This is a genomic window from Cupriavidus sp. R6-3, from assembly GCF_059772245.1.
Genome location: NZ_JCBAJO010000137.1, coordinates 1 through 13,111 on the forward strand (window position 1 = coordinate 1; position 13,111 = coordinate 13,111).

Annotated in this window: 12 protein-coding genes; 1 reads left to right on the forward strand and 11 read right to left on the reverse strand. The window is 68.9% G+C overall.

Annotation, left to right across the window (positions count from 1 at the left end):
- Positions 1-74: 74 nt before the first annotated feature.
- From AC6EI8_RS18170 to AC6EI8_RS18220, 11 genes are all read right to left on the reverse strand, one after another.
- Entirely contained in the window at positions 75-818 is a 744-nt protein-coding gene (locus tag AC6EI8_RS18170; RefSeq protein ID WP_265633538.1) for a dihydrolipoamide acetyltransferase family protein, read from the reverse strand.
- Positions 819-821: 3 nt separating this feature from the next.
- Positions 822-1,067: a lipoyl domain-containing protein gene (locus tag AC6EI8_RS18175; protein WP_006578478.1), complete on the reverse strand. Its 246-nt coding sequence runs from the start codon at positions 1,065-1,067 to the stop codon at positions 822-824.
- Complete coding sequence (locus AC6EI8_RS18180) at positions 1,064-2,143, reverse strand: alpha-ketoacid dehydrogenase subunit beta (protein ID WP_150084833.1); 1,080 nt, start codon at positions 2,141-2,143, stop codon at positions 1,064-1,066. Before AC6EI8_RS18180 ends, AC6EI8_RS18175 begins: the two co-directional genes overlap by 4 nt.
- Positions 2,144-2,211: 68 nt before the next feature.
- Entirely contained in the window at positions 2,212-3,219 is a 1,008-nt protein-coding gene (locus AC6EI8_RS18185) for a thiamine pyrophosphate-dependent dehydrogenase E1 component subunit alpha (protein WP_149318455.1), read from the reverse strand.
- A 445-nt stretch (positions 3,220-3,664) separates the two neighbouring features.
- Positions 3,665-4,432, reverse strand: a complete 768-nt coding sequence (locus AC6EI8_RS18190; protein WP_149318454.1) for an IclR family transcriptional regulator — start codon at positions 4,430-4,432, stop codon at positions 3,665-3,667.
- Between the two features lie 93 nt (positions 4,433-4,525).
- Positions 4,526-5,725: a CaiB/BaiF CoA transferase family protein gene (locus AC6EI8_RS18195; RefSeq protein WP_226106779.1), complete on the reverse strand. Its 1,200-nt coding sequence runs from the start codon at positions 5,723-5,725 to the stop codon at positions 4,526-4,528.
- Between the two features lie 52 nt (positions 5,726-5,777).
- A complete protein-coding gene (locus AC6EI8_RS18200; protein ID WP_149318452.1) occupies positions 5,778-6,944 on the reverse strand; it encodes an acyl-CoA dehydrogenase family protein in 1,167 nt (388 codons plus the stop codon).
- Between the two features lie 180 nt (positions 6,945-7,124).
- Positions 7,125-8,120, reverse strand: a complete 996-nt coding sequence (locus AC6EI8_RS18205) for a Bug family tripartite tricarboxylate transporter substrate binding protein (protein WP_370639511.1) — start codon at positions 8,118-8,120, stop codon at positions 7,125-7,127.
- Between the two features lie 60 nt (positions 8,121-8,180).
- Positions 8,181-8,570, reverse strand: a complete 390-nt coding sequence (locus tag AC6EI8_RS18210) for a cupin domain-containing protein (RefSeq protein ID WP_149318451.1) — start codon at positions 8,568-8,570, stop codon at positions 8,181-8,183.
- A gap of 321 nt (positions 8,571-8,891) precedes the next feature.
- On the reverse strand, positions 8,892-10,511 hold the full coding sequence (locus tag AC6EI8_RS18215; protein ID WP_265633539.1) for a PAS domain-containing hybrid sensor histidine kinase/response regulator: 1,620 nt from the start codon (positions 10,509-10,511) through the stop codon (positions 8,892-8,894).
- A 193-nt stretch (positions 10,512-10,704) separates the two neighbouring features.
- Complete coding sequence (locus AC6EI8_RS18220) at positions 10,705-12,078, reverse strand: tetratricopeptide repeat protein (RefSeq protein WP_498382547.1); 1,374 nt, start codon at positions 12,076-12,078, stop codon at positions 10,705-10,707.
- A gap of 313 nt (positions 12,079-12,391) precedes the next feature.
- On the opposite strand from AC6EI8_RS18220, the gene AC6EI8_RS18225 reads away from it, so the two are divergent.
- Positions 12,392-13,111, forward strand: a 720-nt coding sequence (locus AC6EI8_RS18225; RefSeq protein ID WP_498382548.1) for an AfsR/SARP family transcriptional regulator, incomplete at its 3' end; no start/stop codon positions are given.

Genomic DNA, 13,111 nt, shown 5'->3' on the forward strand with positions numbered 1-13,111 from the left:
GGCCAGCTGCCGCGCGTTCCACGCCTGCTCGGCGTGCGGCGTCGCGGTGACGAGGGTCGGGGCGAGCGCGGCCATCACAGGTCTTCCGCGGATTCGAGGCGCCGCTTCAGGTCGCCGAGGAAGGCCGCGGCCGGGTAGCCGTCGACGGCGCGATGGTCGAACACCAGGTGCAGGCCCATCATCGGCGCGATGCTGATCCAGTCGTCCTTGACCACGGCGCGCCGGATCACGCGCGTGACGCCGAGAATCGCCGCCTGCGGCGCGTGCAGGATCGGCGTGAAGCGCTCGACCTCGGTCATGCCCAGGTTGCTGATGGTGAAGGTGCCGCGCTGGTAGGCGCCGGCGCTCAGCGTGCCGTTGCGCGCGCCCTCGGCCAGCGTGCGCGCCTCGCGGGCGATCTCCTCGACCGGCTTGCGATCGACCTCGCGCAGCACCGGCACCACCAGGCCGTCGTCGAGACTCACCGCGAGCCCGATATTGACGTCCGGCATCAGCTCGATCTCCTTGTCGGAGACGCGCGCGTTCAGCCGGGGATGCGCACGCAGCGTCAGCGCGGCGGCACGCAGCACGTAGGCGGTCAGCGTGAGCTTGACGCTGTCGCCCAGTTCCGCCTGCAGCCTGGCGCGCTTCGCATCGACTGCGCTGACATCGGCCTCGAGCGAATGCGCGACCCGGGGGATCTGCCAGCCGGCCGTCATGCCGCGCGCGATCGCGCCGCGCATGCCGGTCAGCGGAATGGTCTGCCGGGTGGGCCCGGGCGGGGACGCGGGCGCGGCGGTTCCGTCCTCCGCCGCCAGCGTCAGTGAGGCTTCGGCCATGGTCTACTCCTCGATGCGCGCCAGCACGGCGCCGCGCGCGAAGGTGTCCTGCGACTGCACCAGGATCTCGGCGATGCGGCCGGCCACCGGCGCGACGATCTCGTGCGTGGTCTTCACCAGCTCGGCTACCACCAGCGTCTGCCCCTCGGCGACGCTGTCGCCGACATTGACCTGCCAGTCCTGCAACAGGGCCTCGGTGCCTTCCTCGACATCGGCCCACACGTCGTCTGCCATCGTTACGTCGGTCATGCTGCTTCTCGCTTCAGTTCCTGGGTGGGTTGCATCAGCGCGCGGACGCTGGCGGCGATCGTGTCGACTTGCGGGATCACGAAGTTCTCGAGGGGACGGCTGAACGGGATCGGCACGTCGGGCACGGCCAGGCGGCGCACCGGCGCCTTCATCGACAGGGTGTCGAGATGCTCGGCCACGATCGCGGCGATCTCGCCGGACAGGCCGTAGCTCAGATAGTCCTCGTCGGCGATCAGCAGGCGGCCGGTCCTCGCCACCGACTCGAGCACGGTTTCCTTGTCGAGCGGCACCAGCGTGCGCAGGTCGATGATCTCGACATCGATGCCTTCCTGCGCCAGCTGCTGGGCCGCGAGCACGGACTTCTGCACCATCTGGCTCAGCGTGACGATGGTCACGTCGCGGCCCTCGCGCACCACGCGCGCCTTGCCGAACGGAATCGTGTAGGCCTCGGTGGGGACGGCCGTGGTGCTGCCTTCGAAGTACGACATCCACGACAGGCCCATGATGCCCTTGTGGTAGCAGAACACCACCGGGTTGTCGTCGCGGATCGCCTCGATCATCAGGCCCTTGGCGTCGTAGGCGTTCGACGGCACCACCACCTTCATGCCGGGCATATGCGCGAAGGTGCTGTACAGGCATTGCGAGTGCTGGGCCGCGTCGTTGTAGCCGCCGCCGATGCCGGTCATCACCACGGCCGGCAGCTTGACGCGGCCGCCGGACATGTAGGTGTTCTTGGCCAGGTGGTTGTAGATCTGGTCGAAGCAGACGCCGAAGAAGTCTACGAACATCAGCTCGGCGATCGGGCGCAGCCCCTCGGCCGCGGCGCCGATCGCGGCGCCCATGAAGGCGGTCTCCGAGATCGGCGTGTCCATGATGCGCTCGGGACCGAAGCGGTCGAGCAGTCCGGTGGTGGCGCTGAAAATGCCGCCGTACTTGCCGATGTCCTCGCCCATCACGAAGACGCTCGGGTCGCGCTCCATCTCCTGGCCGATGGCCTCGGCGATGGCCTGCGCCATGGTCAGCTTGCGGGCGGCCTGTGCGGGCTCGACCGAGGCGTGGGTGTCGTTGGGTTGCATCTGGTTGTCTCCTGTTCCTGTCATTGCGGGCAGCGGGTGGCGTTTCGTGTTGGCCAGCGGGGCCGCCATCACGCGAACACGTGCTGCAGCGCTTCCTCGGGGGCGGGGTAGGGGCTTTCGCGGCCGAACGCATAGGCGGCGTCGACGCGTTCGACGATCTGCCGGCGCAGCGCGGCATCGGCCTCGTCGTCGAGCAGGCCCTGTTCGCGCAGCTGCTTGCCGAGCCGGTCGATCGGATCGTTGCGGCGCAGCGTCTGCGCTTCGTTCTTCGGCCGGTAGGTTTCCGGATCGCCCTGGAAGTGGCCCAGGTAGCGGTCGGTCTTGACCTCGATCAGCGTGGGCCCTTCGCCGCGCCGCGCGCGCGCGACCGCGACACCGGCCGCGCGGAACACCGCAACCGCATCGTTGGTATCCACCAGTACGCCGGGTATGCCGTAGCCGGCGGCGCGAACCGCATTGCTGTCGACCGACGTCGAAGCCGACTTCTCGACCGAGATGCCATATTTGTTGTCCTCGCAGACGAACAGCACCGGCAGCTTCCACAGCGCCGCCAGATTCAGCGCCTCATGGAAGGCGCCCTGGTTGGCCGCCCCTTCGCCGAAGAAGGCGATGGCAACCCAGTCCTTGCCGAGCTTGCGCGCGGCCAGCGCGGCGCCGCAGGCCTGCGGCGCGCCGGCGCCGACGATGCCGCTGCACGAGAACTTGGTTTCGGGGTGGAACAAATGCATGTGGCCGCCCTTGCCGCGGCCCAGGCCGGTGACCTTGCCAAACATCTCGGCGGTCATTTCATTCAGCGGCACGCCCTTGGCGATCGCGAAGTGGTGCGGGCGGTGGGCGCCGACCACGGTGTCCTCGGTGCGCAGATGCGCGCAGACGCCGACCGCCACCGGTTCCTGGCCCGCGGCCAGATGCATTTCGCCGGGCACCGGGCCGGCACCGATATCGAAGGCCAGACCCTTCTGGATCTTGGGCGGCAGCTTTCCTTCGAGATACACCTTCGCCATCGTCTCCTCGTAATGGCGAATCTCGACCATCTTTTCGTACATCCACAGCAACTGGTCCGTGGTCGGTTCCATCGTCGTGTCTCCTGTTTCTTTCGCTTGGCGAGGCGCCCGTGTCCGCGTGGGGAAGCGCGGGTGCGGCGGGCGCCGCGGCTGCCATGTCATTGCAAGCGCGATGCCAGTGCGGGAAAGTGGGGGGACGGCGGGGGACAGACCGAGCTGGGCCGGTGGCCGCAACGCCTTGTGTGGCGCGGCTTCGCGGCGGATCGGGGAGGGTGGGTCAGGGGCGGTGCGGGACGCTCGGAGGCGATGGGATGGCGGCCGGTGCGTCGCGACGCCGTCGCGGCATGCGACAGGTGTCGCGTCCGGAATGCGACAGGTGTCGCACGGGGAGAGGCAGCGGCGAGGCGCCGGGAGGCGCCGGGAGGCGGGGGTAGCGGAGGTAGCGGAGGTAGCGGGGGTAGCGGGGGTAGTGGAGGTAGCGGAGGTAGCGGAGGTAGCGGGGGTAGCGGGGGGGGGGCTAGCCCTGCAGCGCGCGTATCGCCGTGCGCAGCGGCATTGCGATGTCGGCGGCGCGCGACTCGACCCGGTGGATCGGGCCGGCCACCGACACGCCGTAGACCACCCCGGCCAGCGTCAGCGGCACCGCGACGGCGCCGAGGTCGGCCAGCGACTCGCCGAAGTTCTGCGCCCAGCCGCGTTCGCGCGAGATTTCGAGCTCGGCCTCCAGCGCTTCGCGCGACGCGAGCGTGCGGGCGGTCAGCGGTGCGAACGAGGCCCGCGCGAGCAGTGCGTCGCGGTCCGCGGCGGGCAGCGCGGACAGGATCGCGCGTCCGATCGAATTGGTATGGGCCTGCCGCAGTTCGCCGGCGGTGGCGATGTAGCGCACCGGATTGCTGGACTCGACCACGTCGAGATAGACCACGCGCCCGTCGTCCTGCAGCTTGCCGAAGATCACCGTCTCGCCGGTCTCGTCGCGCAGCGATTCGAGCACCGGCTGCACCCGCTCGAGCAGCGGGTCGTTGGCGGCGATGCGTTGCGCGATCGCCAGCAGGCGGCCGGTCGGGTAATAGCCCTGGCGCCGTCCGGTCTCGTACAGATAGCCCAGCGCCGCCAGCGTGCGGATCAGGCCGAGGCAGCTCGACATCGGCGCGCCAAGCAGCCTGGCCAGTTCGGTCAGCGTCAGCGAGCGTCCTTCGCGCGCGTAGATCTCCATGATCTCGACCACGCGCAGCGCGGTCTTGACGTTCGAACTCGCGGCTTTGTCGGCGGGCTCCACGGCGGTCATCTGCTTGTTCCTGTCGGCCTGTTGATCGGGGGCATGCTGCGCAAGGCCGACAGTGTAAGGCCTTGGCGGGCGCCGCCGCGGCTTGCGCCGACGCTAGGCGGGATCGTTGGCCGCGTCCGTGGCGGCATCCATCCTGCGCCTGGGCAGCGGCTCGGGCCAATGCCGGATATTGCCCGGCGTGCGCGAGAAGCGGGTCGGAATGCCGACCGCACGCAGCTGGCCCTCGCTTGGATGCGCGTATTCGAACACCATGCCGGTCGCGCGCAGGTGCGGGTCGTCCAGCACGTTGTCGAAGCGCGGTACCTCGCTGTGCGGAATGTCGGCGTCGCGCAGCAGGTCCAGCCATTGCGCGGTGGTTTTGGTGCGCACGATGTCCGCCAGCGTCGCGTACAACGAATCGATATGCGCGCTGCGGCCGGCGGGACTGGCGTAGCGCGGATCGGCGGCGAGCTCGGGGCGCCCGGCCACGGCGAAGAAGCGGGCCCATTGCGCGCTGGTGTACGGCAGCAGCGCCAGATAGCCGTCGGCGGTCTGGTAGGGCTTGCGATGGGGCGACATCACGCGCCCGTAGCCCGCGTCGCCCAGCGGCGGCACGAAGGTGCGGCCCGCCAGCTGCTCGACCGCGAGGAAGGACACCAGCGTCTCGAACATCGGCACCTCGATCGCCTGGCCCTGTCCCGAGCGCTCGCGTTCATAGAGCGCCATCGGAATCGCATAGGCGACGGTCAGTCCGGCGACCTTGTCCGCCAGGATCGTGTTGACGTAGCGCGGGCCCTGGTCGCCGTTGGCGCCCTGGAACTGCGCCAGGCCGCTGCGCGCCTGGATGATGTCGTCGAACGCCGGCTGCCCCGCGTACGGGCCGTCCTCGGCATAGCCGTAGGCGCCGCAATAGATCAGGCGCGGATGGTCTTCGCGCAGCGACGCGTAGTCCAGGCCGAGCTTGCGCAGCGAGGCGGGGCGAACGTTGGAGACGAACACGTCCGCCTCGGCAAGCAGACGCTTGAGGGCGGCCAGGTCGTCCGGCCGCTTCAGGTCCAGCACGACGAAGCGCTTGTTGCGGTTCAGGTTCAGGAAGGCCGCGCCCATGTTCGGATGCCGCGCCGGCTCCGCATGGCGGAAGACGTCCCCTTCCGGGGATTCGACCTTGATCACCTGTGCGCCCATGTCGCCCAGGATCTGCGTTGCATAGGGGCCCATGCCGACCGAGGTCATGTCGACCACACGCACGCCGGCCAGCGGACCGGTGGCGGCGGTGGCGTTGGTGTCAGGCGTGTCCCAGGGCGAATTTGTCATGCCGTGATCCATCACGCGTTGTGCTCCGGGGTTCAGTTCGGTTCAATGCGGTTCAGTACGACTTCGGCAGGCCGAGCACGCGCTCGGCGATGAAGCACTGGATCAGCTGCGGGCTGACCGGCGCGATGCGCGGAATATACGATTCGCGCAGCAGCCGCTCGACGCGGTACTCGCGCGAGTAGCCCATGCCGCCAAGCGTCAGGATCGCGGTCTGGCAGGCGTTGTGACCGGCTTCGGCGGCCAGGTATTTGGCGGTGTTGGCCTCGGCGCCGCAGGGCAGGCCGGCGTCGTAGCGCGCCGCCGCCTTCATGACCATCAGGTTGGCCGCTTCGAGCTGCATCCACGCCTGTGCCAGCGGATGCTGCACGCCCTGGTTGGCGCCGATGGGCCGGCCGAACACCACCCGGTCCTTGGCGTATTGCGTGGCAATCGCCAGTGCCGCACGGCCCAGGCCCACCGCCTCGGCGGCGATCAGGATGCGCTCGGGATTGAGCCCGTGCAGGATGTATTCGAAGCCGCGTCCCTCCTCGCCGATCAGGTCTTCGTCCGGCACGAATAGCTCGTCGATGAACAGCATGTTCGAATCGACGGCGCCGCGGCCCATCTTGTCGATCTCGCGCACCTCGATGCGGCTGCGGTCCAGCGCGGTGTAGAACAGCGACAGGCCTTCCGTGGGCTTGCCGACCGATTCCAGCGTCCGCGTGCGCGCCAGCAGCAGCATGCGGTCGGCGACCTGCGCGGTCGAGATCCAGATCTTGCGGCCGCTGACCTGATAGCCGCCGTCGACCTTGCGCGCGAAGGTCTTCAGCCGCGTGGTGTCGAGCCCCGCGTCGGGCTCGGTTACCGCGAAGCAGGCCTTCTCGCGGCCTGCGATCAGCGGCGGCAGGAAGCGGGACTGCTGCTCGGGCGAGCCGAATACCACCACCGGATTCAGGCCGAACACGTTCATGTGCACCGCCGAGGCGCCGCTCATGCCGGCACCCGATTCCGAGATCGCCTGCATCACCAGCGCCGCCTCGAGGATGCCGAGACCGGCGCCGCCGAGCGCTTCCGGCATCGCCACGCCGAGCCAGCCGCCCTCGCACATCGCCGCGTGGAAATCGTGCGGGAAGGTGTGGTCGCGGTCGAGCCGGTCCCAATATTCCATGTCGAAGCGGGAGCAGACCGTGCGCACCGCTTCGACAATGGCGGTCTGCTGGTCCGAGAGTTCGAAATTCACGTCGCTGTCCTCGTGTTGCGGCTGTTGTTCGGTGGGGGCGTGGCGGCTTGGTGCCGCGCTAGTGCCGCTGATGCGGCGTCAGTGTGGGCGTTGGTGCCGCGTTGGTGCCGCGTTGGTGCCGCGTGGGTGCCGCGTGGGTGCGTGCATCGGCGCGGCGTCACGGCGCGGCACGATGGCCGGTCATTCGGGCTGGATGCCCGCGTCCTTGACCAGCCTTGACCATTTGCGCAGCTCCGCCGTGACGAAGTTGCCCAGCTCGGCCGGCGTGCTGCCGAAGGGTTCGAAGCCGAAGGCGTAGTACTGCGCGGCGTGCTGCTTGTTGGAGACGATCGCCACCAGTTCGCGATTGAGCCGTTCGACCACCGGCGCGGGCGTGCCCGCCGGCGCGAACACGCCGTTCCACGACGTGATATCGAAGCCCTTGAGCTCGGGCACGCTGGCCAGCGGCGGCACCTCGGGCAGCAGTTCGCTGCGCTGCGCGGTGGTCACGCCGAGCGCGCGCAGCTTGCCCGCCTTGACGTTGGCGATGCCGGCGGCGAAGTCGACGAACATCAGCTGGATCTGGCCGCCGATCACGTCGGTCATCGCCGGCGGGGTGCTCTTGTAGGGGACGTGCAGCATGTTCAGGCCCGCCATCCGCGCCAGCGTCGCGCCGGCGACGATGCCGGTGCTGTTGCCGCTGCCATAGGACAGACCCGGATGCGACTTGGCGTAGGCGATGAACTCGGGCAGCGTCTTGACCGGCAGCGAGGGGCTGACGACCAGCATGAAGGGCAGGTTGCCCATGCGCGCGACCGGCGTGAAGTCCTTGACCGGGTCGTAGCGCAGCTGCTTCATCAGCGACGGGTTGGCCGAGTGCGTGGTGTTGGTCGTCATGAACAGCGTGTAGCCGTCCGGCGCGGCCTTGGCCACGTATTCGGCGGCAATGGTGCCGTTGGCACCCGGCTTGTTCTCGACCACGACCGACTGGCCGAGCGACTCGCCGAGATACTTGGCCGTCAGCCTGGCCACCGCATCGGTGCCGCTGCCGGCGGCGAACGGCACCACCAGCTTGATCGGCTTCGAAGGAAAGGTGTCTGCCAGCGCCGCGGGCGCGGCCACGGTCAGCGCCATCGCCACGGCGGCCGCGGTGCGTCCCAATAGTCGGCCCAAGCCCTGCCTGGTCAGCATGTTCATCGTCTGTCTCCTCGTTATGGTGGGATGGCCCGACTGCGCGGGCTCAGGGTTGGGCGCGGCTCAGTCGGGCCGCACCACGCGTTCCGGCGATTCCTCGTACGGCGGCGAATAGATGACCAGTACCTTGACCGGCTCGTCGCTGACCACCGTGAACACGTGCATCTCATCGGCGGGAAAGAAGCAGCAGTCGCCCGGGCCGAGCTCGCGGCGCTGCCCGCCTACCTCCGCCAGCGCCCGGCCCTCGAGCAGGTAGCAGACCTGCTCGATGCCCGGATGCGCATGCGGCAGCGCGCCCTTGCCCTTTTCGATGGTGCCGTGCACCACCTCGAGATGGCGCGCGCCGACGGTTTCGGGGCCGATCAGGCGGCGGTTCAGGGTGCCGACGTGGTTGGCCGGGTGATAGCCGGGAACGTCGTCGAGCGATACGAAGTAAGTGGGGCGGTCTGGCACGGGCAAGCCTCGGTATGGAGTCGCGGAAGCGATCTTCAAATTCGAAATGATGAATCGCAGTTTATATCCGTGAATTAACCGGTCAAGCGATTTGTGGACGGCTCCGGGTTTACGCCTACCGGAGCGGGGCCACGGCAAACGGCGACGCGAAGCCGCACCGGCGCTCGGAAGGCCGGCGGCGTACGTGGGGAGAGGAAGAACGGGGAAGGAGGAGGGAGGAGGGAGAAAGGAGGGCAGGGAGGGCGGGGAGGGCAAGGAGGCGGGTCTGGCGTAGCGGTCCCACCTGATCGGCAGGCCGCTGCGCCTTGGCCCGGACGCCGACTATGCCGCCGGCGGCGAATTGCCGGCCGGGCCGGCGCCGGCGACCGTGCCCTGCTCGACCATCGCCAGCAGCATCTGCAGCTTCGGCAGTTCGACCGGCTTGACGATATGGAAGTGAAAGCCCGCCGCCTTGGTTTCGGCCCGGTCGCTCGGCTGGCCGAAGCCGGTCATCGCGGCGAACACGGTGCCGGACCAGCCCCGCATGTTCTTCAGTCCGCGCAGCAGCGCAAAGCCGTCGACCACGGGCATCGCGATATCGATCAGCGCCAGCTGCGGCACGAAGCTGCCGGCGATCTCGATAGCGCCTTCGGCGTCGTAGGCGATATGGACCTCGTGCCCCATCGCCTGCAGCAGCATGCCCAGGCTGTCCGCGGAATCGCGGTTGTCGTCGACCACCATCACCCGCAGCGCGCCGGCCGGCAGCGGCACCGCCGTATCCTGCTTTTCGTCGGCGCTCTCGATGCCCAGCGGCAAGCGGATCGTGAAGGTGCTGCCCATGCCTTCGCCAGGGCTGCTCGCACGGATCGAGCCGCCGTGCAGCTCCACCAGCGAGCGGCACAGCGACAGGCCGATGCCCAGGCCGCCCTCGTCGGACACCTTGCCGTGCTTGTGCTGCACGAACAGGTCGAAGATGGTGTCGATCTCGCTGGCGGGAATGCCGATGCCTTCGTCGCTGACGCGCAGTTCCACCGCCTGCGGCTGCAGCTCGGACTCGATCGCGATCCGGCTGCCCGGTGGCGAGAACTTCGACGCGTTCAACAGCAGGTTCTGCAGCACCTGAATCAGACGGGTCGGATCGGCGCGCATCGCGATCTGGCCGGGCACCCGCAAATCCAGCCACTGCCTGCGCCGCTCCAGCGTTGGCTTGGCGGCTTCGGCCGCCCGCGCGACGATGTCGGCCAGGTCCACGCGGCTGTATTGCAGCTCGACCTTGCCGGAGGTGATGCGGCCCATGTCGAGCAGGTCGTCGACCAGCCGCGTCATATGGGACAGCTGCCGGTCCAGCACGCTCTGGCACTGGCGCAGCGTCGCGCTGTCGCGCGGCGCCCGCTGGTCGCCCGAGCCCAGCGTCTCGAGCCGCATCAGATTGACGGCGTTGCGCATCGGTGCCAGCGGATTGCGCAGTTCGTGCGACAGCGTGGCCAGGAACTCGCTCATGCGCCGGCTCGACTGTTCCAGCTCTTCCAGCCGCTTGCGCTCGGTCATGTCGCGCGTGACCTTGGCGAAGCCCTGCAGCACACCCTGCTCGTCGAACATCGCCGTGATGGTGACGTTGGCCCAGAACAGCGTGCCATCCCGGCGCACGCGCCAGCCTTCGTCCTCGAAGCGGCCATCGGCGGCGGCCCGGCGCAGCTCGTAGTCCGGCCAGCCGCGCGCCACCGCATCGGGTGGATAGAAGACCGAGAAATGCTTGCCGATGATCTCGTGCGCGGCGTAGCCCTTGATCTTGGCGACGCCGCGATTCCAGCTGGTGATATTGCCGGACACGTCGAGCGTGAAGATCGCGTAGTCCTGAATGGCCTCGACCAGGGCCCGATATTTGGCTTCCAGCTGCTTCGGCGTGCCTTCCGCGTTGGCTGAAGCCTCCGTACCGTGCGCCGGTTCGGTGGGGTGTGTCATGTTGAAGCTCCGGGCGGGGATGACGCAAAGGATACGCCAGCCCTGGCGGCGGGCCAAAAAAACCGCAGGCGGCACGAGGCCGCCTGCGGTGTCTTGGGGCGCATCGGCGATGCGCCACACGTGCCGATACGTTCGATACATTCGATACGCAGGCCGGTTGGCGTGGAGCGTCGCCGGCGCCCGCGGGCACGGCTCAGGCCGCCCGCGCTGCCGGTGTGCGGCCTGCCGCCTCGGCGCTCTCGCGGTACAGCGTCGAGGTGCGCTGCACCAGTGTGCTCAGGCTTGGCGTCATCGGCTTGAGCTCCATCCGCTCGGCCGCGAGCGCGCAGGCCAGGTTGGCCCTGTCGCCGCGCAATGCCGCCTCGATCAGCGTCAGGTTCAGGATGTCGCGCTGGGCGTGGCTGCCGCCGAAGCGATGCGCGATCAGGCGCACCGGCATCAGCAGTTCGATCGCATGGTCGTAGTCGCAGGCCTCGAACGCGTACAGCGCCTCGATCACCGGCAGGCCGACCTCGCGCGTCATCGCGGCGTTGGTACCCGTGCCCGCCGCCGCCCGCCGCATGTTCGCCATCAGCCTGGCGAAGGACGCCGGGCGGTCGTCGCCGAGATAGGCAAGGCCGGCGTGCACGTCGTTGAAGGCGTAGGTCCCCTCCGCGCCGCGCGCCTCGCAGGTATCGGCCAGTTCCGCCCAGCGCGAGCCCACGTCGATGCCGCGCAGCTGCAGCCGCCACAGCATCGCGCTGGCGTCGATCACGTCGAGCGCCACCGCGGAGCGCGCGGCACGGATGCGTTCGTCGTACAGCGCCAGCACCTGGTCGGCATGGCCGAGCTCGAGGTGGAACAGCGCCAGATGCCACCAGTTATGGACGGCCATCATGTTGTCGGTGGCCCAGTCCTCGGTGCGCGACTGCAGCCAGCCGATGCCCTGGTCCGGGCGGCCCTGCATCTCCATCACGTGCGCGACCGCATGAATGGCCCACGGATCGCGCGGATCGAGCTCCAGCGCGAAGCGCCCGCGTTCCTCGGCCTGTTCGTACAGATGGGTCTCCTCCAGGCCGAAGGCGTGCATGCCCAGCACATGGCTGAAGCCCGGCACACGCGCATTCCAGTTCGGCAGCACCTGCGCGATGCGATCGCGCAGCATGCTCGACTGGCCCAGCAGGAAGTCGGTGATATGCGCGACCTGCAGCGCCAGCGCATCGCGCGGGTAATCGATCACGATGTCGCCATACATCTGGTTCGCGCGGGCGAACTCGCCGTCGAGCCAGGCACGAGCAGCGGCGATATGCCGGCGCTCGCGCTCGTTGGCGATGCCGTGCAGCGCCTCGGCGGCCTCGACGGTCTGGCGCAGCAGCGGCGCGACCGCGCCATCGCCGGCGGTGATCAACATCCCCGCGCGTAGTGCGTGCCCCATCACGAACTCGGGGTCTTCGGCCAGGGTCTCGTCGATCATCGTCAGCGGATCGCCGTAGTAGCCCTGCAACAGTTCGAGGGCGGATTCGAAACGCTCCATCGAACGGCTATTGCCCGACGAAACCTGCAGGTGCCGGGAATCGGTGTGTGCCATGGAAGTCATCCTTGTTTCTAATGCGCAATCCAGCAGCCCGGTGGTCTTGTCGCTGTCTGCGCCGCATCATGCGGCCGGCGGGCGTCGCGGCTGGCCTCGCCATTGGAGAGTCTTGGAGGCGGGGCAGTAGCGAGGTTAGGGGGGCGCCGTGATATGGCCGTGCGCGCCGGCGTGAAAGAAGCGTGAAAGTTGTGGGGCAGCAGTACCGCGCTGCGTCAATCCGTGGCCTATAAAAGAGCTTTCCAGGCCAGCTTCGCAAGCCGATGCCGCCGCGCCTGCCTCTGACATCGGCCACGGCAAGGACTCCCAAGCGATGGCGGCGGTCCGTCTCGATCTGTTCGGCGGCTTTACCCTGAGTTCGCCGGACGGCACTCCCATCCCCCTGTCCGCGCGCAAGGCGCGCGCGGTGCTGGCCTATCTTGCGCTGGCCGACGGCCGGCCGCAGCCGCGCGACAAGCTGGCCGCGCTGCTCTGGCCCGACAGCCATGCCGAGCAGGCACGCACCAGCCTGCGCCAGGCACTCAGCGCGGTGCGCCGCGCGGTGGAGGGATATCCCGTGGTGCTGGCCGATGCCGACCGGGTGGCGCTGTGCGGCGTCGCGGTCGACGTGGTGGCCTTCGAAGACCATCTGCGCGCTGCTACCCCGGAGGCGCTCGAGGCCGCCGTCGCGCTGTATCGCGGCGATCTGCTCGAGGGATTCGATGCCGCCGCGCCGACCTTCGACCATTGGCTCGCGGTCGAGCGCGAACGGCTGCGCGGGCTGGCGCTGCAGGCGCTGGCGCGGCTGATGGATCGGCACGAGCAGGCGGGCGAGCTCGATCGCGCGATCGCCTGCGCCACGCGCCTGCTGACGCTCGATGCCCTGCAGGAGTCGGTGCACCGGGCGCTGATGCGGCTGTACGACCGGCAGGGTCGGCAGGCGCTGGCGCTCAAGCAGTACCGCCTGTGCCGGATCGCGCTGCAGCGGGAGCTGGGCGTGTCGCCCGAGGCGGAAACGGAGGCGCTGCACCAGCAGATTCTGCGTGCGCGGCGG

Bases quoted from the DNA above. Each gene is read 5' to 3' on its own strand.
- AC6EI8_RS18170 (WP_265633538.1), bottom strand. From the start codon at position 818: ATGGCCGAAGCCTCACTGACGCTGGCGGCGGAGGACGGAACCGCCGCG.
- AC6EI8_RS18175 (WP_006578478.1), bottom strand. From the start codon at position 1,067: ATGACCGACGTAACGATGGCAGACGACGTGTGGGCCGATGTCGAGGAA.
- AC6EI8_RS18180 (WP_150084833.1), bottom strand. From the start codon at position 2,143: ATGCAACCCAACGACACCCACGCCTCGGTCGAGCCCGCACAGGCCGCC.
- AC6EI8_RS18185 (WP_149318455.1), bottom strand. From the start codon at position 3,219: ATGGAACCGACCACGGACCAGTTGCTGTGGATGTACGAAAAGATGGTC.
- AC6EI8_RS18190 (WP_149318454.1), bottom strand. From the start codon at position 4,432: ATGACCGCCGTGGAGCCCGCCGACAAAGCCGCGAGTTCGAACGTCAAG.
- AC6EI8_RS18195 (WP_226106779.1), bottom strand. From the start codon at position 5,725: ATGACAAATTCGCCCTGGGACACGCCTGACACCAACGCCACCGCCGCC.
- AC6EI8_RS18205 (WP_370639511.1), bottom strand. From the start codon at position 8,120: ATGAACATGCTGACCAGGCAGGGCTTGGGCCGACTATTGGGACGCACC.
- AC6EI8_RS18215 (WP_265633539.1), bottom strand. From the start codon at position 10,511: ATGACACACCCCACCGAACCGGCGCACGGTACGGAGGCTTCAGCCAAC.
- AC6EI8_RS18220 (WP_498382547.1), bottom strand. From the start codon at position 12,078: ATGGCACACACCGATTCCCGGCACCTGCAGGTTTCGTCGGGCAATAGC.